The organism is Planctomycetia bacterium, assembly GCA_021413845.1.
Classification (GTDB): Bacteria; Planctomycetota; Planctomycetia; order Pirellulales; family PNKZ01; genus PNKZ01.
Map to the genome: position 1 here is coordinate 42,513 of JAIOPP010000026.1, position 20,996 is coordinate 63,508.

17 protein-coding genes are annotated in these 20,996 nt (G+C 60.3%); 6 read left to right on the forward strand and 11 right to left on the reverse strand.

Annotated features, from left to right (window positions below; translation table 11 throughout):
• Positions 1-100 precede the first annotated feature (100 nt).
• The 4 genes from K8U03_05620 to K8U03_05635 form a co-directional block, all read right to left on the reverse strand.
• Positions 101-1,198 carry a Gfo/Idh/MocA family oxidoreductase gene (locus K8U03_05620; protein ID MCE9604368.1) on the reverse strand — a complete coding sequence of 366 codons (1,098 nt, stop codon included), beginning with the start codon at positions 1,196-1,198 and terminating at the stop codon, positions 101-103.
• Between the two features lie 102 nt (positions 1,199-1,300).
• Positions 1,301-4,324 carry an autotransporter domain-containing protein gene (locus tag K8U03_05625; GenBank protein MCE9604369.1) on the reverse strand — a complete coding sequence of 1,008 codons (3,024 nt, stop codon included), beginning with the start codon at positions 4,322-4,324 and terminating at the stop codon, positions 1,301-1,303.
• Positions 4,325-4,619: 295 nt separating this feature from the next.
• On the reverse strand, positions 4,620-5,096 hold the full coding sequence (locus tag K8U03_05630; protein ID MCE9604370.1) for a hypothetical protein: 477 nt from the start codon (positions 5,094-5,096) through the stop codon (positions 4,620-4,622).
• A 47-nt stretch (positions 5,097-5,143) separates the two neighbouring features.
• Entirely contained in the window at positions 5,144-7,021 is a 1,878-nt protein-coding gene (locus tag K8U03_05635; protein ID MCE9604371.1) for a hypothetical protein, read from the reverse strand.
• Positions 7,022-7,025: 4 nt separating this feature from the next.
• Between K8U03_05635 and K8U03_05640 the strand changes: the two genes are divergently transcribed.
• Both K8U03_05640 and K8U03_05645 read left to right on the forward strand, forming a co-directional pair.
• Positions 7,026-7,514, forward strand: a complete 489-nt coding sequence (locus K8U03_05640; protein ID MCE9604372.1) for a hypothetical protein — start codon at positions 7,026-7,028, stop codon at positions 7,512-7,514.
• A gap of 715 nt (positions 7,515-8,229) precedes the next feature.
• Positions 8,230-9,177 carry a hypothetical protein gene (locus K8U03_05645; protein ID MCE9604373.1) on the forward strand — a complete coding sequence of 316 codons (948 nt, stop codon included), beginning with the start codon at positions 8,230-8,232 and terminating at the stop codon, positions 9,175-9,177.
• Positions 9,178-10,256: 1,079 nt separating this feature from the next.
• Here the strand turns inward: K8U03_05645 and K8U03_05650 are convergent.
• The gene (locus K8U03_05650; protein MCE9604374.1) at positions 10,257-11,315 is read right to left on the reverse strand and encodes a TraB/GumN family protein; all 1,059 of its coding nucleotides are present in this window, start codon (positions 11,313-11,315) and stop codon (positions 10,257-10,259) included.
• A 114-nt stretch (positions 11,316-11,429) separates the two neighbouring features.
• Complete coding sequence (locus K8U03_05655; GenBank protein MCE9604375.1) at positions 11,430-11,999, reverse strand: DJ-1/PfpI family protein; 570 nt, start codon at positions 11,997-11,999, stop codon at positions 11,430-11,432.
• Positions 12,000-12,475: 476 nt separating this feature from the next.
• Between K8U03_05655 and K8U03_05660 the strand changes: the two genes are divergently transcribed.
• Positions 12,476-14,152, forward strand: coding sequence for a BBP7 family outer membrane beta-barrel protein (locus K8U03_05660; protein MCE9604376.1), 1,677 nt, complete (start codon positions 12,476-12,478; stop codon positions 14,150-14,152).
• Between the two features lie 137 nt (positions 14,153-14,289).
• Here K8U03_05660 and K8U03_05665 read toward each other — a convergent pair whose 3' ends face one another.
• Complete coding sequence (locus K8U03_05665; GenBank protein MCE9604377.1) at positions 14,290-14,520, reverse strand: hypothetical protein; 231 nt, start codon at positions 14,518-14,520, stop codon at positions 14,290-14,292.
• 181 nt (positions 14,521-14,701) lie between these two features.
• Positions 14,702-14,929 carry a hypothetical protein gene (locus K8U03_05670; GenBank protein MCE9604378.1) on the reverse strand — a complete coding sequence of 76 codons (228 nt, stop codon included), beginning with the start codon at positions 14,927-14,929 and terminating at the stop codon, positions 14,702-14,704.
• 273 nt (positions 14,930-15,202) lie between these two features.
• On the opposite strand from K8U03_05670, the gene K8U03_05675 reads away from it, so the two are divergent.
• A complete protein-coding gene (locus K8U03_05675; GenBank protein ID MCE9604379.1) occupies positions 15,203-16,027 on the forward strand; it encodes a PIG-L family deacetylase in 825 nt (274 codons plus the stop codon).
• A gap of 22 nt (positions 16,028-16,049) precedes the next feature.
• Here K8U03_05675 and rsmA read toward each other — a convergent pair whose 3' ends face one another.
• On the reverse strand, positions 16,050-17,027 hold the full coding sequence (gene rsmA, locus K8U03_05680; GenBank protein MCE9604380.1) for a 16S rRNA (adenine(1518)-N(6)/adenine(1519)-N(6))-dimethyltransferase RsmA: 978 nt from the start codon (positions 17,025-17,027) through the stop codon (positions 16,050-16,052).
• Between the two features lie 101 nt (positions 17,028-17,128).
• Complete coding sequence (xseA, locus tag K8U03_05685; protein MCE9604381.1) at positions 17,129-18,373, reverse strand: exodeoxyribonuclease VII large subunit; 1,245 nt, start codon at positions 18,371-18,373, stop codon at positions 17,129-17,131.
• A 347-nt stretch (positions 18,374-18,720) separates the two neighbouring features.
• Between xseA and K8U03_05690 the strand changes: the two genes are divergently transcribed.
• Positions 18,721-18,942, forward strand: coding sequence for a hypothetical protein (locus K8U03_05690; protein MCE9604382.1), 222 nt, complete (start codon positions 18,721-18,723; stop codon positions 18,940-18,942).
• On the opposite strand, the gene K8U03_05695 is transcribed toward K8U03_05690, so the two are convergent.
• Positions 18,939-19,490 carry a hypothetical protein gene (locus K8U03_05695; GenBank protein MCE9604383.1) on the reverse strand — a complete coding sequence of 184 codons (552 nt, stop codon included), beginning with the start codon at positions 19,488-19,490 and terminating at the stop codon, positions 18,939-18,941. The two genes, K8U03_05690 and K8U03_05695, sit on opposite strands and share 4 nt — an antisense overlap.
• A gap of 590 nt (positions 19,491-20,080) precedes the next feature.
• Between K8U03_05695 and K8U03_05700 the strand changes: the two genes are divergently transcribed.
• On the forward strand, positions 20,081-20,989 hold the full coding sequence (locus K8U03_05700) for a hypothetical protein (GenBank protein ID MCE9604384.1): 909 nt from the start codon (positions 20,081-20,083) through the stop codon (positions 20,987-20,989).
• Positions 20,990-20,996 lie beyond the last annotated feature (7 nt).

The window sequence follows — 20,996 nt, forward strand, 5'->3', positions numbered from 1 at the left end:
GCGACGAACCATAGCGAGAAATCAGAGCGCATAAAAAGAGGCTCGCCGACACGTTTGCCGGCGAGCCTCGCTCGTTGTCGCGATCCGTGACGTGCGCCGACTACTTGAGCGCCTTCACCACGCTGCTGGTCTTGATGACCGCCCCGCCCTGTTGTTTGCTCAACTCGGCTGCGTCGAACACGGCGAACATTTCCAGCGTTTCGCTCGCAGGAATCGGGTTCGGTCCTCCTTTGAAGAACTTCGCCATCGCGCGGGCCAGACCTTCGTAGCCGGTGTATTTATCGTTCGTGGGAACGACCCCCTTCACCGGCACGCCGTGGCCGTAGATGCCCGAGGTAGAGACCCCTTTATCGCCGAAGACGGTCGCACTCCATTTGATCGCCCCTTGCTTGATGCCGCGATATGTCCCGACGCGCCCATCGCTCCAGACGAGCGTATACGACTCGGAATACGGAGTGGAAACGCACGACACGCTTTCGACTCCCGGGCCCATGATCGTGTAGATGGTCTCCAAGCTATGCAACGAGCGGGTCGATAAGTCGGCCTCGACGGCCTTCAAGTCGTAGCCGCCGTAGACGTCGCAGCCGAGGACCTTCCCCACTTCCGGATGATCGCGCATGCCGATGAAGCCTTCGCTGAAGCGATGCTGCGAGCAGCTGAAACACGGGGTCTTCGTCTCCGCGGCCAATTGCAAGATCGCGGCGGCATCGGCCGACGTCGTCGCCAACGGCCGGCCGATGACGAGCGGCTTGCGCGCCTTCAAGACCGGCGTCGCGTGTTGCAGATGCACGCGCCCGTCGAGCCCCATCATGATCACGGCGTCGCACTTCGCCAGCAGCGCCTCGATCGAGTCGACGACTTCGACCGGATGATAGTCTTTCAAGCCGTTCTTCTCGGTCGAGCCCAAGCGGGCGAAGGATTGCATCCATTGCGCGGTGAGCTTTTCGCTGTTGGGATACGCCGCGCTGGTCACCGGATACACGGCCGTGACGCGGAGGCCGGCGAGGTCTCCTTCGGCTTTCGGGCTGTTATAAAACTGCGCGTACTCGAGCGCTTGGTAGTTGTCGACGCCTAAGAGACCGACACGAACCGGTGTCGGAGCCGGAACCGAAGCCGGCGTCTGAGCCTGCGCCGACGAACCGAGGGAGAGCAGCAGCGCGCAGGCTGCTGCGAATGTGGATAAACACTTCCGAATCATGGGTCGACTCCCGAGGGGCGTGGGCTGTTACGGCTGCAGGAGAAGCCTAACCATCCACGGCGCGCAATGCTAGATTTTGCGCGGCTCGGAAAGTGGATTCGATTACCAGCGATATTGGAAGCTGCCCGAAACGAGATGGAACGTCGTCTCCGGGTTGAGCAAGGCGTCGTAGTTGGCGGCCAACGCCGTGTTCTCGCTCGGAGCCCACGTCAGACCGGCACCGAGCACGGTCCAGTTGCGGCCGAAGTTCACGCCGTCGGTCGCAAACGTGGCTCCGCCGACTCCGGCGAACGTCGACCGGATCTGCGTGTTGGCGCCAAGGTTCTCATGCATCCAAGCGAACAGAAACTCTCCTTTCAACGGAGCGCCGGCGAGCGTGATAATATCGATCGCGGCCCGCGAACCGAGCAAGCTGCGGAGCGAGTTGGAATCGATTCCCGGGATGGCGAGGTTGATCGAATCCGCCCCGCTTTCGACGAAGCTGTTTTGGCGTAGATACGTGTATTGCAGTGCGACGAACGGTTCGAGATCGAACGGCCACATCTGCTGCTTGCGGCCGATTTCGAAATAGCCGGTCGTTTGCATTCCGTCGTAGTCGCCGACGGCTTGCCGATTGATCTGGGCGAACGAGATATTACGGTGCGATTGATAGTTGTCGTAACCGATCGAACTGGCGGCGAGAAAATAGGAAGTGCCGTCGTCGCCGCGAAGGTACGAGCCGAGCTGATAGTCGTCGGAGTTGGCGGATTGCAGAGGTGCCGTCAGGCGTAAGTTCAAGTGGTTGTAAGCACCGAACACGCCGACCTTCAAGCCGTCGTCGAGATAGCGATAGGCCGACGTCAACGTGCCGAACGAGCCGAACCTTCCGGCCGCGGCATTGACCCCGTTGCCGATGTCGTTGGTGAGCGTGCCGTACGAGGTCGACCAAGCGTTCCAAATATGGCGGCGTTGTTTCCGCACGCGCAACACCGGCACGAGTTTCGGCCGTTGATCGTCGGTGAAGTTGACGAGTTGAATCGATTCGTCGCCGGCGGAACCTTCGCCGGCGATCCGACCGTCGGCATGCACTTCTTCGGTGCCGATTTCTTCGTTGCCGCGCGCTCCGCGGCGGAGCATCAGGTACATCAACGACGTCTGCTGAATCCCCATGCGTCCGGCGGTGCCGTAGATCGCGCCGCTCATCTGATCGAACGCGGTTTGCGCGCCGCTCGTAGAGAGCGTATTGAGGTTGTTGAGCACCGTGCCGAAATCTCCCATCGCGTTGGCGCTGTTGGCATCGAGATAAGCGGCGACTTGTTGCTGATTGGCCGTGACGGCGGCGCTTTCATAAGTGGTCGCGTTGCGCGTGAGGGTGAATCCCACGGAGTTCGTGAGATAAAAGAGATCGGCGCCTAAGAACGCCGAGTCCGTCGTGGCGCCCGTGAAACCCATCGTGGTGATCGGCATGACGCTATTCAAGAAAATATACTGCGTTCCCGGATTGTAGACTCCGCCGGAAGTCTGCACCTTGACCGTGCCGCCGAGGATGTTGGTGTTGTTGGTGTTGATCACATCGTTGTTGACGCCCTGCGTATTGCCGGTGCTGTTGATGGTGATAAACGTTTGGGAGCCGGGCCGGAACGTGACGTTATTCGCCACGGTCGTCGTACCGATGCCGTTCGCGAAGGGATCGAAAATGCCGGTGATATCGAGATTCACCGGAACCGCATTGCCGATGATCAACGTGCCGCTGGGTCCGACATTGATGTCCGTGCTCGCGATCGTCGTGTCGAGGACCAACGTGCCGTTGTTGACGTTCGTATCCCCCGTATAGGTAAACGTGCTCCCCGAAGTGTAAACGACCGTACCGCTTCCTAAGAGGGTAACGTCGCCCGAGCCGCTCAGCGCACCGTTGAAAGCACCGAGGCCCGTCTGCGTGAAGCTGACATGCGAGTTGTTAATGACCGTGCCGACGATGCTGGCGGTCGTGCCGTTAAGCGTGCCGTTGGTCACGGTCGTGGTGCCGGCCGTGCTCATAAACGTCGTGCCGAGAAAATTCACCACGGCATTTCCACCTTCGACGCGAACATTGCCGTTGGAGTAGATATCTCCTAAGACCGAGATGTCCGCTCCGGAAGTATCGAAGACCGCCGTCGAGAGATTGATCGGGTTCGGGTTGAACGTGCCGATGTAAATAGCGCCGCCGAGCCCGGGCCCTGCCGTGCCGTTATTGGCCGTGGTCGTTCCTGCTCCCGCGGCACCTCCGGTCGCCGTATTGTTGGCTGCGAATACGGTGCCCCCTTGAATCGTCACCGTGCTCCCGTTGCCGATGAACAGCGCGCCGCCGAGGCCGTTGCCGCCGTTGCCGCCATGATTGGAAAGCCCACCGCTGCCGCCGCCGTTACCGGTAGCCACGGTATTTGCGCCGGTGCTTCCGCCGCCGCCGCCGCCGCCGTATCCGCCGGCCGTACCGTTGCCCGTACTGATCGCACCGGCGCCCCCTCCGGTTCCGGCAGGCGAAGTGTTGTGCGTTGCGGAAGCGTTGGTGTTGTTTTGATTGAAATTGCCGCCGGCGCCGCCGTTGGCGGTCCCGTTGGCGCTCCCTCCTGCACCACCGGCTGCAACGTTATTCGTGAAGTTGACGTTCTGAATGCCGATCCCCGCCGTAGCTTGTTGATCGACGTAGATTGCACCGCCGCCGCCGAGACCGCCGCCGCCGCCGCCGTTGCCGTTGCCGCCGGCTCCGCCTTGCGCCAAGCCTCGGTTGATCGTCAAGTTCTTGAAGTTCACGATATTGATGGAGGAATTGACCACGAACGCTTGGTACTGCCCTTGGCCGTCGATCGTGACCCCGCCGCCGTCGATCGTGATCGCTCCCACGTTGGCCGTGATGCCGTACATCGAACCGGTCAAGGTCACCGTATTGTTCGCAGCGGGAAGCAAATTAAAGGTGATCGTGCCCCCGGTGGCGTTGGCTTGCAAAATCGCATTGCTGAGCGTGCCTGCAGTGTTCCCCAAGCCGTTGTCGGTGGCTGACGTGACGACGTACTGCGCATCGGCCGCCGCCGACCATCCGAAACAAACCGCGAAGAATACCGCCGCCGTAAGCGTCGGAAATCGGCGGCCGATTTTTCGAATCGTGAGCATAAGCGGCACTTCCAGGTCTGCGGCGCAAGGACTATGCGACAGCGATCGAACGGAGCGGCGTCGGGCATACTTTGCCTGGCGACGAGCGCGCACTTCCGACCGGAGCCGTAGGCGCGCATCGGCGCAGTTCTTTCGCTAAGCGTTGTCATCGACACGATCGCTACAATAGTTGAGAGCGGTTAAGCTCACCGCAATCGTTAGAGGCCGAACGGCCCGTTGCCGGCAGAAGCGCTGCCGGCAGAGACGGGGCATGCGTAGCCCGCTAGAAGCGTATCGAGCGGCCGAATTCGGAGCACTACAGGCCCATGCCGAGGAAGCCGCCGCTTTTTTCGATCTCGGCCTGCACCTTGGCGAAGCGCTCTTCGGTGCGCGAGAGGTCGCCGGCGGCGATGTAGCGGTCGAACTCGATCTTCACGGCCCGACGAACCGTGTCTTGAAACCAAGCGACGACCGGCTCGGTGAGCCATTCGCAGGTTTCACGCTTGAGCCGCACGTCGAGATGCGCGGCCACGGTCTTGCGGTCGACCTCGTCGGTCATCACGGTCCCTTCGAATTCGAACTCGAGCATGCCGTCGCTCGGTTCGTTCGTCAGCCGATAGATGCAGATCGCGTTGTGCAGATAGAACGTGTTCAAAGAGCCGTGGCGTTCGATAGCCGCTTTGATCCGCTCGCACTTCGCCCGAAATTTGGGCGAAGCGTCGAGCGGAATATCCAGCCGACCGATCGAGCGCAACGGCAGACAGTCGAACGTGATCTCGACGTAGCGATCCATTATCGGTCGGTCCATGACTCTCTTACTTCAGGCGACTCGCCGGGTCGTTATTCGCCGACGACCGCGAGCGGCGTGCCGCGCGGCAGGCTTACGATCTTGCCGCTCTTCGCGTCACGTTGCAAGCCCAAGACGAGCCAATCGCCGTCGGCCTTCACTTGCGAAACGTAGAACGTGCCGAGCTTGGCGAGTTCTCCCTCGAACTTCGAGCCCTCACGCAAGACTTCCGCCGGGAACAACTGGGTGAACTTCTTCTGCAAGATGTTCTTGAGCACCGTTTGACGCAGGGCGAGCTTTTCGCCGCTGCCGCGCTTGAAGCCCGGCTGATAGATCTCGAACTCCCCTTGACGAGTCGCCTTCAATCCGTGGCCGGTTCCTTCGAGCTTGTAGTGGCCCGTGATGTTCATGCCGTCGTAAGCTTTGTCGCCCGACGTGAACGCCTTGCCGCGAACCGTAAAGCTCACGAGGCCGTCCTTAAAGGAGAGACTCACCGGATCGGCATCGGCGAACGTGATCGAGAACGGTTCTTCATCCGCCGGGGGCTTCATCCGATCGGGCACGCTTCCCAAGATTCCCTCGGCGAGCAATTGCATCCGCTGCTGATCGAACTTGCGTCCGGCCAGCGCACCTTGCGCCGAATTCGAAACCACGGATTGATGAAGCCGCAAGCTGACGAGCGATCCGACGGCCGGTTGAGGAGGGGCGGTCGGAGCACCGAGCCGGCCCGGCGCGGTTTCCAAGGCCCGAATCAAGAGCGCTTCGTTCGTCGACGAATACTCCAAGCGTTCCGGATATTGACCGAAGCGCTCGAGCGGCTTGCGGAGGCGCTTGTCGAGTTCGGCGTTCGCGTCGGCCGTGAGCTGCGCGACTTGCGTCCGCATCCGGTTGAGCAAGCGCTGACGGGCGTGTTGCGAAGCGATAGCTTGCGCTTGTCCTTGCTGCTCCGGAGCCTTCTTGCCGGCGATCTTGATGACGAGCTTGCCGATGATGCCGCGCTTCGTCGAACCGATGCCGGTGATCCGGCTGTTGACGCGCGCGTCGACGTGGATCGGTCCGCTCAAGAGACCTCGTTCGTCGAGGAACAGCGTCGTGTCGCCGTGCAATTGCGTGGTGCCGTTGCTGTAGATCAAGGCCGAACGATTGCTCCCGACGGTGCGCGAGCTGTTCACCGCGTCTAAGATCGTGGTGAATTGCGCTTGCTTCGGGTTCTCGACCAGATCGACGCCGAGCGAGCCGACCGTGCGGCCGGTGCCCGAGATCGAAGTGCCGAGGATGCAGTCGCGGACAGGCTCCGTTTCGTCGATCGGCTGGCCGATGGAGTCGACCAAGAACGCTTCGGAAACCTCGATCAGCAAGTTCGGTTGCGAATACGTGTTCTTCAGGTCGCTGAACGCCGGGGACGATTGGCCGTTGCGTTCGAGCCAGGCGATGTCGCCGGAGATTAAAGCCGCTTGCTCGGCCGTCGGGCGACCGGTGCCGACTTGGTCGAGCGCCGCAGCCAAAGATTCGAGGTGCGTGGCGTAGTCGGCTTGCAGATTAGCGTTCTGAACCGCTTCGGCGCGGCTTACGAACGTCGCCAACGCCGAGCCGACCGCGGCGAACTCCGGCTCTTCCAAGCCGACGAAGCCGCCGCTGAAACGACGTTGCACTTTCGCCAAGGCGGCGACATCGTAGCCCGAGCTTTTCGCCAACTCGGCCTCGAGCACCTTCCAACGGAGATAGTCTTTCCATTGCGGACCATACGTCCCCATCTGCGCGAAGTAAGCGTTCAAGCGACCGACCGCTTGCGTTAGGTCGGCCTTAGCGGCGACGACGCTCGGCTGCGCGACGGGAACGAACTTTTCTTTCGCGCTGAGCACCTTCTTGCCCCATGCGCTCGGCGGAGCTTTGGTGACGACGGCCGGCTCCGGGTTCGTTGCAGGCTTCATGTTCGTGGCAGGCTTCGCGGTTGGTTCGGGTTGCACCTTCACGGCGGTCGTCGTAGCCGCCGGCTTCGCGGTCGCGGAAGGGGTCGCCGTCGGAGTTGCTGCGGGCACGGCGACGACGGTCGACGTCGTCATCGGCTTCGTTGCCGAAGGGGTGGCCGAGGGAACCGCCACGACCGCGGGCTTGGTTGCCGACGGAGTTGCCGTGGGAGTCGCAACCACTACCGGCTTCGTTGCCGATGGTGTCGCGGAGGGAGTCGCGACGACGGCCGGCTTCGTGGCCGATGGCGTAGCCGAAGGAGTGGCTACGACGGCAGGCTTGGTCGCGGAAGGAGTCGCTACCGGCTTCGAGACCAACGGCTGTGTGGCGGAAGGAGTGGCCGACGGCTTCGGCTGCACGACCACCGGCTGCACTTCCACCGGCTTCGACACTACGGGCTTCGATGCTGCCGGAGTAGCAGAAGGAGTCGCCGCGGGTTTCGATACCAGCGGTTGAAACCGTTGCGTGGCCGAAGGAATTGCGGAAGGTGTTGCCGACGGTATAGCTGTCGGCTTCGTCGCCGAAGGAGTCGGCTTCGGGACTTGCGCCTGGGCGACGGCGACCGTAACAAGGATCGCCGCAATCCCGAACAGTCGGGCCTTGCGAGATGAACACTGAATGAGGGGCATCGAAACGACTCCTATTAAAGTCGCCTTGCGGCGGAGTTAACCTGTCTTGCTTAAACCTACTCTTGATCCACCGACCCAGCTTAGCCAAAGGGCCGCTTTGCCGGCCTATTCGCGCTATTTTGAACCGTTTGGATTTGAATCCAGGGCCGAGGCATTCTAGCACCTAGACTTCACCGGCAAAGTCGTTAAAGTCGTGCTGCTAGGAAAAGTCGCGGTATTCTGCGCAGGCACCAAGGATGGCGCTCGCTGAGCCTCATCGTTTGGGTTTGCCTTGGTCGAAACAATCCCGCACGCATTTGCGGGCCTTCGGCCGTTTTCAGGCCGTATTCGACCTGAAACCTTCGTTTTCGACAACACGATCGTCAGCCGCGCCTCACGGCCCGGCTGCATGGTTGCATTGTCAAGCCGAGGGGAATTTTCGGACGCGTCCGACGGTTTCGACTCTCCCAGAGAGCGCAATCCGGACCGGTTCGTTACAGCCATGGGGTCGCATTCGGGCTTTGGGCTCGGTGCCGCCGGAGTAGCACCTGGAGAAAAGAACTATGAACCGCCTGAACTCAGCTTCGTCGCTCACGCTCGCCTTCGCCCTGCTCGCCGGTTGCCTCGGCAATGTTGCTCAAAGCGATCAGGCTCGAGCCGACGACGTTCAAGCCGACAAAGCTGCGAAGCAATCCAGCGGCAACTCCGAGTTGCATTGGCTGACCGACTACGGAGCCGCGATGAAGCAGGCCGAGGTCAGCCGGAAATTCATGCTGGTCTACTTCTACGAGAACGAGCCTTCGGCCAATCAACTCCGCTTCGAGAACGAAGCGCTGCACAATGCCGAGGTCGTGTCGAAGCTGCGCAGCGACTACGTGCTGGTGAAAGTGCCGCTCGGTTACGAAGTGAGCGTCGGCGGGAAGCTCGGGCCGTTGATGAATTTCGAGGCCTTCGACGATCTCAACCGTCGGCCGGGCCTAGCGATGATCGATTACATGCACGAGCACGAAGACATTCACGGCTACGTCGTCAGCATCTTGCCGTTCGATAACGGAAAGTATTATCGCTTCACGCCCGACTACGTGCGGGTGCTGTTCGATTTGCCGGCCGGCACGCTCACGCAACGGACGATGATCTTCGCCGTCCGTGTCCATCCCGAGAAGCCGGCCAGCACGCGCGGGCGTCCGAATCTGTCGCTCTTCTCCGAGGCGCGCGAGCATTCTTTCTTTCAGGCTCGTCTGCACAACCAAGGGCACCACAACTGGGGTTCCCGCTTCCAACGAATCAGCAAACTGCTCGGCGGCGGATTGCGGGCGCAAGAAGTGGTCGCGGAAAGTTGGCCGGGCGAGAACCTCGTCGATGCGGCGATCGATTGCGTCGATTGCTGGCGCCAGTCGCCGGGCCACTGGGGTGCGGTTCGCTCGGATCAACCGCAGTTCGGTTACGACATCAAGAAGGGGGAGAACGGCATCTGGTACGCCACCGGCCTCTTCGGCAACCGCCACGACTGAGCGGACGAAAAGTAGCAGGCACGTGCCACGTGCCGTAGCCACGTGCGTCGTTCGAGCTGAGCGCAGCATCGCGACGTACGCAGCTCCGTTCACACGCAACTCCGTTCAATAGCCCCGGATGCATATCCGGGGTCGCACCGCAACGATCGTTCTTTATCGCTCAAGGCAACGGCACGCGGAGCGTGCCTGCAACGTTGTAGGCACGCTCCGCGTGCCGTAACCTCATGCGTCGTTCTCTAACGAAGCCGCTGTGGTTGTGTGAAGTCCTGTGTGGCGGACGGCACGTGGAACGTGCCTGCTACTTTGGCCCAATTCTTCGCGTTGAAGTTCGCCGCGCGTCGTGCGATGTTGAGCCTTGTGAGGAGACACGACTCCGACCTCCGGTAGGTTTCGACGCGTTGCCATAATCGGCGACGACGAATCGCGATGGGGAATTTTTAGCTTCGGCCGCGCCGCTTGTCGCCGCCGGGGCTGGAAGGAATCGAGCGCTAAGCTCGGTCCCTTGCGACGATGGTCGATCGAACGAGAAAGCAAATCGTTCGATGTCTCTTTCCGGCCTGCGGTGCGTGAGCGATCACATATCGCGATCCTCGGTCGTCGTGCGTTCAGGCGAGACGCACGACGACAACCAACGCGGATCAAAACTTGCACGACGTTCTCTGCGAGGTTGCAACATCGCAAAGAGCGCTTCGCTGCTGTGGGCGTCGTCCGGTGCGTCGTCGTGCGAGCCAGTCTTTGCTTCCCGCGAAGCAAGCCGGTTCGGGCGGAATGCTCTGCGCAGAGAATCGTTTGACAAGAAGCCCAAGCCCGCTCGGGCGACGACGCACGAATGTTTTTCAAGTCGCAAGCAAGCGCGATTACGGCCGTGCTTTGTTTAAGTAGCAGGCACGTTCCACGTGCCGTCCGCCACAGTTGATAAGGAACGATCGTTGCGGTGCGGCCCCGCATATGCATCCGGGGCTATTGAACGGAGCTGCGTGTGAACGGAGGCTGCGTGCGTCGCGATGCTGCACTCTGCTTTAGCGACGCGTGTGGCGGACGGCACGTGGAACGTGCCTGCTACTTTAATGCGCGGCGCTTTACTCGGCGGCTTGCTTCTTGGCCGGCTTCGGCTTGGCGGGCTTGGCGGGCTTCTTCACCGGATCGCTCATCTGCCAAGCGGTGAGCCATTCGGTCGACTCGCGCTTCAGGCCGAACTCCTTGATGAGCCGCTCGTCCATGTCGGCGAGGTGTCCGGCACCGTAGAAGACGCCGATCTTCTTCTTGCCGTCGTTCAACTCCTCGGCCAAGACCTTGAAGGCCGCGATGTTTCGCTCGGTGATGATCGTCGAGCCTTCTTCTCCTTCGAAGGCCGACATCATCGTTTCCATGTTCTCGAACTGCTTCGCCAAGGCGCGCTTCAGCTTCAACTCGCGGTTGTCGTCGAAGATGGCGAACAGCATTTCCATCTCCGGGCTGCCGCCTCCTTTGCCGGCGTTGTCTGCTTGCATTGCGATCCCTTGGCCCATCATCTTAAACATCATCGACATCCAACTTTCGCCGCGCTCCTCCATCTTGTCGGAGAATTCGTCGGGCGACATATCGGCATGGACGAAGTTCTTCTTCGTGTAGTCGACCTCTTCCAATTGGTAAGCAAGGCCGAGAACATCGGTCATCCCTTGCTGCATCATGCCGACCGGATGAGCGCTGCCCCCTTTGCCCCCTTTAGGAATGCGCGTCCCTTTCGGCGCGAGCAATTCATAGAGCAACGAGTCGTAGCCGGCGAAGAGCTTGTTGAGCTTGCGGTAGTAAGACTTATCGCCGACATGCACCGCTCCGATCAGATCGACCGTCGCGCCGGCGTATTTCCCTTCGGTCGCCGTATAGCGGACGACGGCCGTATCGAGCGAAGTCGGCACATCCTTGGCGTCGCGCAAGACCCGGAGAAATTGCGGCTCGTCTTTCTTCTTGGCCGCGGGCTTCTCTGCGGGCTTCGCTGCTTCTTTAGCGCCAGATTCTTTCGTGGTTGTCGGCGTCTTCGAGGTCGGCTCGGTCTTCGTCGGAGCATCGGCCGCGACGGCGAGCGTGGCGATGAGCAGCGCACAGGAGATCGTTACACCGGTTCGTGCGATTCTCGATGCGATCAGGCGTCGAACCATATCACGACCTCTTTAGCTGAGAGCGAAACGAGCGGTTGTTCGTCGGTAGCAATGACTTCGCCCGACCGCGAACCACATCCGCTCAGCCATTCTAGTCCGCGGCCCGAGTTCGGACTATCCTTGCATGACCTTGAGCATGCGGATAAACGTCCGGAGCAGCGGGGTGTTGTCGTGCCATGTCCGGCCGCTGACGAGGTTTCCATCGACGACGCACGGCTCGTTGACGTAAATTCCGCCCCCCTGATCGGCGTCGAGCTTGCACTTCGCCACGGTCGTCACGCGACGCCCTTTCAGCACTCCGGCGGCCGTGAGGATCTCGATGCCGTGGCAAACGCTCGCGACCGGCTTGCCGGCTTCGAAGAAATGCCGCGTAATGCGCAGCAGGTCCGGATCGTAGCGCAGGTATTCCGGGGCGCGCCCGCCGGAGAGGAACAGGCCTGCGTATTCTTCGGGGTTCACGTCGCGAAAAGCGACCGTTGCTTGAATATGGTACGCGGGACTTTCGCGCGTGATGTCCCAGGGAATCGCAGCATCGGGCGGGATCTCGTGCATGACGGTGTGATACCAGCGCGCCTCGGGCCCTGCGACCACGCACTCGTAGCCATCTTCCGGAAGTCGAAAGACGGGATAGAAGGTATCGAGCGTCTCGGTAGCATCCCCGATCGGCAATAAGACTTTAGGCATGAGAAAAGGTCCGGAGAAATTCGAGAGCGATTATGCCGGCGGAGCGGGCTCGATCGCCCTTTGGGAACGCGATGCATGGCTACTCAGCGTGCATGCTGCCGCAGCAAGGAGAAAGCGACGGCGAGCGACGTTGCGGCTCATAGGCGAGGGGTTTCGAGCCTAAAGTAAGGGCTGCGTCGGCTTAATTGGCGATGGGCAATCGCCGGTTCGGCGGAGGTTCGGCCGGTCGCGATCGGTACCTAAACCGAATTTAACGCCCCAAAAGCATTGCCGGCCACTACCTAGCCTTCCCGGCCTGCCTTCGTTACAGCCGTTACGACCGAACGATTCGTTATACGCGGAAAGTTTTACCGTTCTTACTAAACCATCACAAGCAATACGGCCGATACATTCCGCACGGGCATCAGCACGGGCTTTCCATTGTGGAGAGCCTCCCCCATGAAAACTGACACGTCCAAGCCCAGGTGACCTTTAAGATGTCTATCCAACATCTCTTCCGCCGGATCACGCTTGCCTTCGGCATTCTGCTCGCCGTCTCCCAGACGGCGACTGCCCAAGGCATCGCCAACTCCGTATCCGAACCGGAATTCGTCCCGTATGTCGAAGACCTGCAACTCTTCGAACAGCCGGACTTCAGTTCCTACGGTCAGGGCGTGCGAGCGCCGGAAGGCTGGTGGGGGAGCGTGGAGTATTTGAACTGGACCGTCAGCGCGCCGCACAAGGTGCCGCTCGGCAACCCGAACATCCCGGTTCAAAACGTTTACGGTCAACAGGGCCGGACGGCGCAAACCGGCACGGCGCCGCTCGTAACGATCACCCAGACCACGTTCATCACGACCACGGTTCCCGTTACGACCGTGCTTCCTACGATCCCTCCGACGACGACCATTTCGTTTACGATTTTGGTGACCTCGTTTACCACCCAAGTACTGCAGAATGGACAAACCCCATCCAACCCTGCGGTGGTTGGCCCAGATAGTGCCGTCTTAGGCCCGACGGCCGGCGGCTATACTGCCGCTGCGCTAATCAGCCCGATCCGCCAAACCAACTCGATGGATACCGGAATCTTTCAATCCGATTTCACGAGCGGGGGGCGCTTTGAATTCGGGCGCATCAACGACAATCGCGGTTGGATGGTCAGCTCGTTCAACTTGGGAACCCAAACTCAGACCTCGGATACGACGAATGTTTCCATCAACTTCGCCAATCAGCCGATCGGCTTCGTCGATATCGCAGGGCCGAACACCACCCCGACGGCCGGAGCGCTCACGAACACGGCATTTCTCGGCGACGGTTACGACGACGATCTTGACGGTGACACCGTGTACGGACGTAACGGTCGTGACCGCGGCACGCAAGCCGGCCAGAACTTCAACCCTCCGCTGGATGGCATCCCCGATCGTGAAAACCCGGGCACGCTGCAAATCCCCGTCGACTATGACGACGCTACGACGCTGCCGACCGTCTTCACTTCCATCCATGTCGAAAACCGGACGCAGGTCTTTGGAGCGGAAGCGATGCGATTGTGGCGGCTCGACCCGAGCCCACGCGGCGGGATTTGGGAGTTGTACGCCGGTGCTCGCTATCTGGATGTCGACGACACCTTCAACGTCGAAGGGACCGTCGATAACAGCAACCCACGCTACTATTTGAATCCGCTCGGCGATACGCGATTCAGCACGAACGCGGCCAACCATATCTTCGGCGGACAAATCGGAAGTCGCTGGTTCCGTCAAACCGATCGGTGGCAGGTCAGCATCGAGACTCGCTTCTTCGCCGCCGCCAACTTCCAGAACGTGCATCAATCCGGTTCGTTCGGATCGTACAACAACACCGTGGTGCCGGGTACAAACCCCGCGAACACGGTCCCGTTCCGCGACGAAGTCATCAACATGCAAATTCCGAACACGTTCAACTCGGCGATCAACCAAACGGTCTTCACGCCTGCCGGGGAAATCCGGTTCAACTTGAAGTACCAAGTCTTCCGTAAGGTCTACCTGCAACTCGGCTACACCGCCTTGTATGCCGACGGCATCGCTCGGGCCAGCAAGATGGTGAGCTATACGCTGCCCGGCCTCGGCATCCGAGCAGATCAGAACAAGGACGGCTTGTTCATGAACGGTATCAACATCGGCGTGGTGATCAACCGCTAAGCCGCAGTGCTCGTGAACCGCGATTAAAAGAAACGGACGGCTCGGAACTTCGGTTCCGAGCCGTCCGTGTTTTCGTTGTGCTAAGATCTACGACGTTCGATTAAGCTCGAGGTCGAGAAGTCCACATGCGAGGCTGCTTACGACTTCAGCTTCGCCGGCGTCTTCTTCTTGGGCTTCGCCTTAACCGCGGTGCCGCTCTTGAGCCGCTTGATCTCTTCGAGCTCGCCGGCGAGGCGATGATAGAGCGGGCTCTCGGTACGCAACTCTTCCAAGAGTGCTTCCGCTTTTTCGAATGTTTCCGAAGTAACCTCCACGCCTCCTGCGAACAGTCGATTCCAGCTTCGGCCAACTTCTTGTTCGGTCAACAAGCGACACCCCTCAAAACGGTTGAAACTTCGGAACGGATGAATCGACGTGACTTTCATTCTAAAGCGCCTGGAAAGAGACGCAATACGGCCCAAGAATTCCTTCTACGGCGAACTTTTCGCGGCTTCTAAGTCGTGAAGTCTACGTCGTGCCGTTTACTCAATAGGGATTTCTCCGGCTTTCTCAAGCCCAATCCATGCCGGTCGCTTCGCGAAGCCGGTGCTCATAGTCTCCGAGCAAGCCGCCGATGACGTCCCACCGATCGCTACGTCGTAACTCGATATCCCCCTGCTGGTTGATGCGCACGACGCTGGTCTCGGTCATGCCGAGTTGCCGCAGTTCGCCGACGTTCAGCGCGTCGATGCCGGACATCTCCAACAACACTTTGCCGGACAATTCAATGAATCGCATGGGAAGCTCAAGGAATGAGGGTCAGGGATCGATCGTCGGCATAAGATTCCGGAGCGGCAACTCCAGCCGTTCTTTGCTTACGGGCTGCGCGAGCCTACTTCATCCTAATCATCGTAATCCCGCGCCGGCAGTGCCTTCGCTTCGCGGTTTTGTCGATTACAATGACGTCGCGATTCCAAGAACGCCGATTTTCTTTCCGAACCGTCGTTCGAGCCACGTCCTAAGGTCGCTGCCTCGAGCCGTTTTCTTTCCGTCCGCAGCACGAGCCCTTCCATGCCTGATGCTCCTCTCCGTCTCTTAGTCGTCGTAGCGCATCCCGATGACGCCGAGTTTCATAGCGGCGGCCTGATGACGTTGTACCGCTCGCTCGGACACGACGTGAAAATCGTGACCGTCACCAACGGCGACTCGGGCCATCACGAACAAACCGGTCCCGCGCTCACGGCGCGTCGCCGACTCGAAGCCGCGGCCGCTGCCAAAGTCATCGGCGCGACGAGCGAAGTCTGGGACTTTCCGGACGGCCGCTTGCAGCCGACGCTCGAAGTTCGCTTCCGTCTCATCGCCGAGATCCGCAGCTTCCAGCCCGATCTCGTTCTGACGCATCGCAACAACGATTACCATCCCGATCATCGAGCCGTCGGCGACGTCGTGCGCGACGCTTCGTATATGGTCACCGTTCCGAACATCGTTCCCGACGTTCCGATCGTGCGCAAAGATCCGGTCGTGGCATTCGTCCCGGACCGGTTCACGAAGCCGTATCCGTTGCAGGCCGATGTCATCGTCGACGTGACGCGGTGCTTCGAGAAGATCGTCGAGATGCTCGCTTGCCATCGTTCGCAGATGTTCGAGTGGCTGCCGTACAACCAAAACGAATTAGCGGAAGTCCCGCTCGGCGAAGCAGGTCGACGCCATTGGCTGCGCGACAAATACGTGGCCCGACTCCGACCGCAACTCGAACGCTATCGTAGCGAAGTGGTCGCCGCTTACGGTGCCGAGCGCAGCAAGAAGATCGAATGGATCGAGCCGTACGAGATCAGCGAATACGCCGCTCCGCTCACACCGGCGCTGCGCAAGAAGCTGTTCCCGTTCGTGCCGTAAACGAGACTAAGCAAGTCGTCGCTTAGTCGTCATCGCCGTCCGTGCTCGCGTCGCCGTCCGAGCCATCGCTTGCGGGTTCGCCGATTTGCCCGGTCGACCCGTGCTTGGCTTGCGCCCGCTGAAACGCTTCGGCAAGCCGCAGGATTTGTTCGACCGTCAACTCTTCAGCGCGGCTCGTTTCGCCGAAGCCCAGTTCGCGCAGCACCTCGTCGACCTCGGGCTTCGAGAGCGACTCCTTAAACGAGGCGACCAGCGACGAGCGCAGGAATTTGCGTCGGTGCATGAAGAGCGTGCGCGAGAAGCGATGGAAGTATGCGAGGTCGAAGATCTTCGCCCGTCGCGCTTCGTCGAGCGTGATCTGCAAGATCGCCGAATCGACTTTCGGCTGCGGCCAAAACACGCTCGGCGCCATGGTGCGCACGACCTCGGCGGTGCACTGGCTTTGCACCCACACGCTCAGTGCGCCGTAGTCTTTCGTCGAAGGGGCGGCGCAGATCCGTTCGGCGAGTTCTTTTTGAATCGTCACGGTCATCGTCGCCGGCACGAGCGAACCGGCCAACAGATTCGAGATCAGCGGTGTCGCGATGTTGTACGGCAAGTTCGCCACCAGCTTCAGCCGGCGGCGCGGGTCGACCGCGAGCTTCGCCCGCAATAAGTCGAGCACGTCTTCATCGACACGGTGCTTGCTCTCCAGCGCATCGCCGAGATGCAGCGTCACGTTCTCGCAATCGATCAACTCCTCGCTCGCCAATTGATGCATCTGCGGATCGACTTCCACGGTGACCACTTCGGCCACCTGCGGAGCGACGAGCGCCGTGAGTCCGCCGGTTCCCGTGCCGACTTCCAGCACGACATCGGTCGGCTCCAGCTTCGCGGTCGCGGCGATGATACCGAGCAGATTCAGATCGATAAGAAAGTTTTGCCCATGCTTCGACTTCGGCTTAATGCCGACCTCGGCCAAGCGTTTCGATAAGTAACTCAGTGTTTGGCGTTGAGACATGGGGAGAGCAGTGGTCGGTGGTCAGTGGTCAGTAAATGCAAGCCGGTTCAGCCGCGCCGCATCGTGATTCGCTTGCGGTTTCGCGGCATCTCCATCGTTCGTCAAGTCTCAACCTGCTCCACGCGGCTCAGCAATTCTCCGTCGGCGAGCCGCGTGCGAATCAACTCTCCCGGTTGCAGCTGCGCCGCGTCGCGCACCAGCGTCCCGTCAGCGGCGCGCTGCGTCACGCTATAGCCGCGCGCCAACACGCCCAACGGGCTCAACGATTCGAGCTTCCCTGCCCAACCATCGAGCTTGCCTCGTTGGATCTGGAGTCGGTGTTTCATCGCGCGACCCGAACGGAGTCCGAGCTCATCGAGCCGTTGTGCCCGATCTCGAATCCATTCCGTCGGCGCGCGAAAGACGCGGCGCTGACTGAGCTGCGTGAGTCGTTGTCGTGCGGCGACCGCTTTGTTTCGGAGCGCTGCGACGAGCCGCCGCTGCCGTTCATCGACCGCGGCTTGAATCGCTTGTTGCGAGGGAACGACCAGCTCGGCCGCTTCGCTCGGCGTCAGCGCGCGTACATCGGCCGCGAGAGCGCCGAGCGTCACGTCGATCTCGTGCCCGACCGCCGAGACGACCGGAATGCGCGAACCGGCCACGGCGCGAACGACCGCTTCTTCGTTGAAGCACCAGAGATCTTCGAGGCTTCCTCCTCCGCGACCGACGACCAGCACATCGACCCCGAGCGGCAACCGATTCACCTTCGCGATCGCCGCCGCGATTTCCGCCGCGGCCCCTTCTCCTTGCACACGCGTCGGCACGACGATCACATCGGCACCGTTCCAGCGTCGCCGCAAGACTTCGAGAAAGTCGCGCACCGCGGCTCCCGTCGGACTCGTCACGAAAGCGATCCGCCGCGGGAACGTCGGCAAAGGTCGCTTCCGTTCGTGGTCGAACAACCCTTCGGCCGCGAGCTTTTCTTTCAGCTTCCTCAGCGCCAGCTCCAGCGCCCCGATTCCCTTCGGCTCGAGCTTCGAGACGACTAGTTGATACGAGCCGCGCGGAGCATAGACATCGACCCCGCCGAAGCAGACGACTTCGAGTCCGTCGTGGAGATCGAATTTGAGTCGGGTCGCCGTCCCGCGCCACATCACCGCCCGAATCTGCGCCTGCTCGTCTTTCAGGGTGAAGTAGCAATGGCCCGACGACGGCCGCGAGAAGTTCGAGATCTCTCCCGAAACCCAAACGGCCGGAAAGCTCGTCTCGAGCAGGTCCTTCAAGTGCAGCGTCAATTCCCCGACGCTCCAAACCGCTTCCTGCGTCGGGTCTTCGGCGTCGATCGGTTCTTCGTAGGGCTGCGACATTCGCTCGATTCTATCAGTTCGACGGCCTTCTAAGTAGCAGGCACGTTCCACGTGCCGTCCGCCACACCGAACTTCGCGAAACGCCGCACGGCTCTTTTGCCGAACGACGCACGTGGCTACGGCACGTGGAACGTGCGGTAGTGTCCTAATTTGATTCCTGCCGCGTGCGGTTGCGCCTGATGATAGCGCGCGGAAAGACGAGCCGCAGGCAAGAGTTGCGAAAATTTCGCAGTGAAGCGGCATGTAGGTGAGTGAGGGTAAGAGGCCGGAGAAGTGGCGAGGGTTCGGCTTTCGAGATGAGCGAGCGGCATAGAGTGCTGCTCCTAACTACCTCGGAGGGCTGATCTATGACTGCCAACGTATTGCAGATTGCTGGCGACATTCGCGGGGATCGCGAAGACGTACTACGAGAGATTCGCCAAACGGAGTATCCAACTCGCGATCACTGGTTCGGCTTGCTACCGCCAGCAATGCGGGCCGCGTGGAGTGAAATGCCCGAGGAAAGCAAGATCGCGGCCTACGCCGTGGCCTGTCATGTCATGCCGTGGCTGGATCAGTTTCAGGACTAGATCAGATGCGGCAAGTCGAGCGGTTCTTGCGGCTTGATTGCCCAGCGACTCAACCGAACCAGGAAAATAAGCTCGTCGATACTGCGTAAGAAGAGCCCTCTCGCATCCGTTGGCTTCGTACTCCACTTGCGACCACTTATGACGGCATCGACGATCTTGAGTTTCCGGCACAGAGCGTCGATCACAGGGGAAGTGAATTCGATTTTTTTGGCTGGGTCGCCAAGGTCGACGCGGTGTGCGAATTTGTTTCGGATTTCACCGATGACTCGCAAATCCTTGGCTGTGGCCGAGCCAATTAGCCCTAGAGCCTCGGCAAAAATGATTTTCGTGCCCATTGATTGAAGCGCCCTAGCGAAGATCGCCTCGGATGAGTCGCCTGAGGCTACGCCGATCTTGGCCTCTAGTAAGCATCGCAACTCGTCATCGAGATCGGCCGTTGCCAATACGGCAGCCGCTCGATCACACGACGAATCCACTTCATCCCATACACGATGGGTTCTCGTTATCTCGTCACGTATTTTCTGCAATGCATCGGCTGGATTAGTCACGAACCTCTCCTTGGTATCAGCGTCCTGTTGCTGGTGACCATTCTGCCAAACCACCAAACAGACTGCACGGCCGCGCAATTCCTATTTTCGGATTGCGGCCCGCGTCTTGGTGGCGCAGCGGTCTTATAAACCGCCTTAGGACACGGCATTCTGCCGTTGGGTTCGATTCCCCTGCTTTCCGCTCGCCCTAATCCGGCTTAGATTCCCGCCTCGCGGCCCGACTCAATCGGTCGCGCATCCACTCCGCGAGCGGCACGTCAGCCGCATCCGCTGCGTTCTGGTATTCCTCGCGGTCGGCATCGGTCAATCGAATTTGAAATACTCGCCCTTTAGCCTCTCCGGCCGGCAGGGGCGGTCTGCCGATTTGCTTTTTCATGCTGAAATTGTAATTACATAAATCTTTTAAATCAAGCCGATTCCCGATTGACTCGATACTTAATGTAATTACAATAACTCACATAAGAAAAACCCCGTCGAAGCCTTGCAGGGCCGCGGCGGGGAAAGAACAAGTCCGGCGGCTAGCGCCAGAATGCCCTCGACAACAGCATTCTAGCATCGTTAGCCGCCCTTTCAACAAAGGGTTTCCGTATATGGCTAACGTCCTGAAACGTGAGCGGCAGCTAGCCGTTCTCAATCTCCTGGTCGAAGGTTCGAGCATCCGCGCCGCCGAGCGCATTACCGGCATCCATCGCGATACGATCTGCCGGCTCGCCGTGCGGTTCGGTGCGAAATGCCGCGAGTTCCTCGATGATCGCATGCGGAATTTATCGCTGCGGCATATCGAAGTCGACGAGCAATGGACGTTCGTCGGCAAGAAGCAATCACGGCTCACGACCGACGAGCGGGCCGAGCGCGGCAACATCGGCGATATGTACCTCTGGATCGGCGTCGACCAAGACACGAAGCTCGTGCCGACGTTTGCGCTAGGTAAGCGATCGGCCGACATGGCACGGCGATTCATGGTGGATCTAGCGAGCCGCTTGGTTCCGCACGACAACCCACACGCGAGCGATGCGCATGCGTTTAAGCCGGAAGGGTTTCGAGCGGTCACGCAATTGAGCACCGACGGATTCGCGGCCTATCCCGAGGCGGTCGATTTGGCTTTCGGCCCGTATGTGAAGTTCGGGACGATCGTCAAAGAGTACCGCAACGCGAACATGCACTACACGCCGAGCGAAATGGTCGGCACCGAGCGCCGAGGGGTATTCGGCATCGACGGCGGATCGGAGGCGAGTATATGCACTTCGCACATCGAGCGGTTCAACGCGACCACTCGATTGTTCTTGAAGCGATTCAACCGCCTAACGCTGTGCTTTAGCAAGAAGTTGGACGGCCTCGCGGCAGCCGTGGCGATGTACGTCGCTTATTACAACTTCTGCTGGCGCACACGGAAGCCGGGAACGACCGGAAAACGGCGACCGACCGCCGCGATGGCTGCGGGGCTGTCCGATCACACTTGGCGGTTTGCCGAGTTGTTCGAGGCTGTGAACGGAAACTGACGGTAGT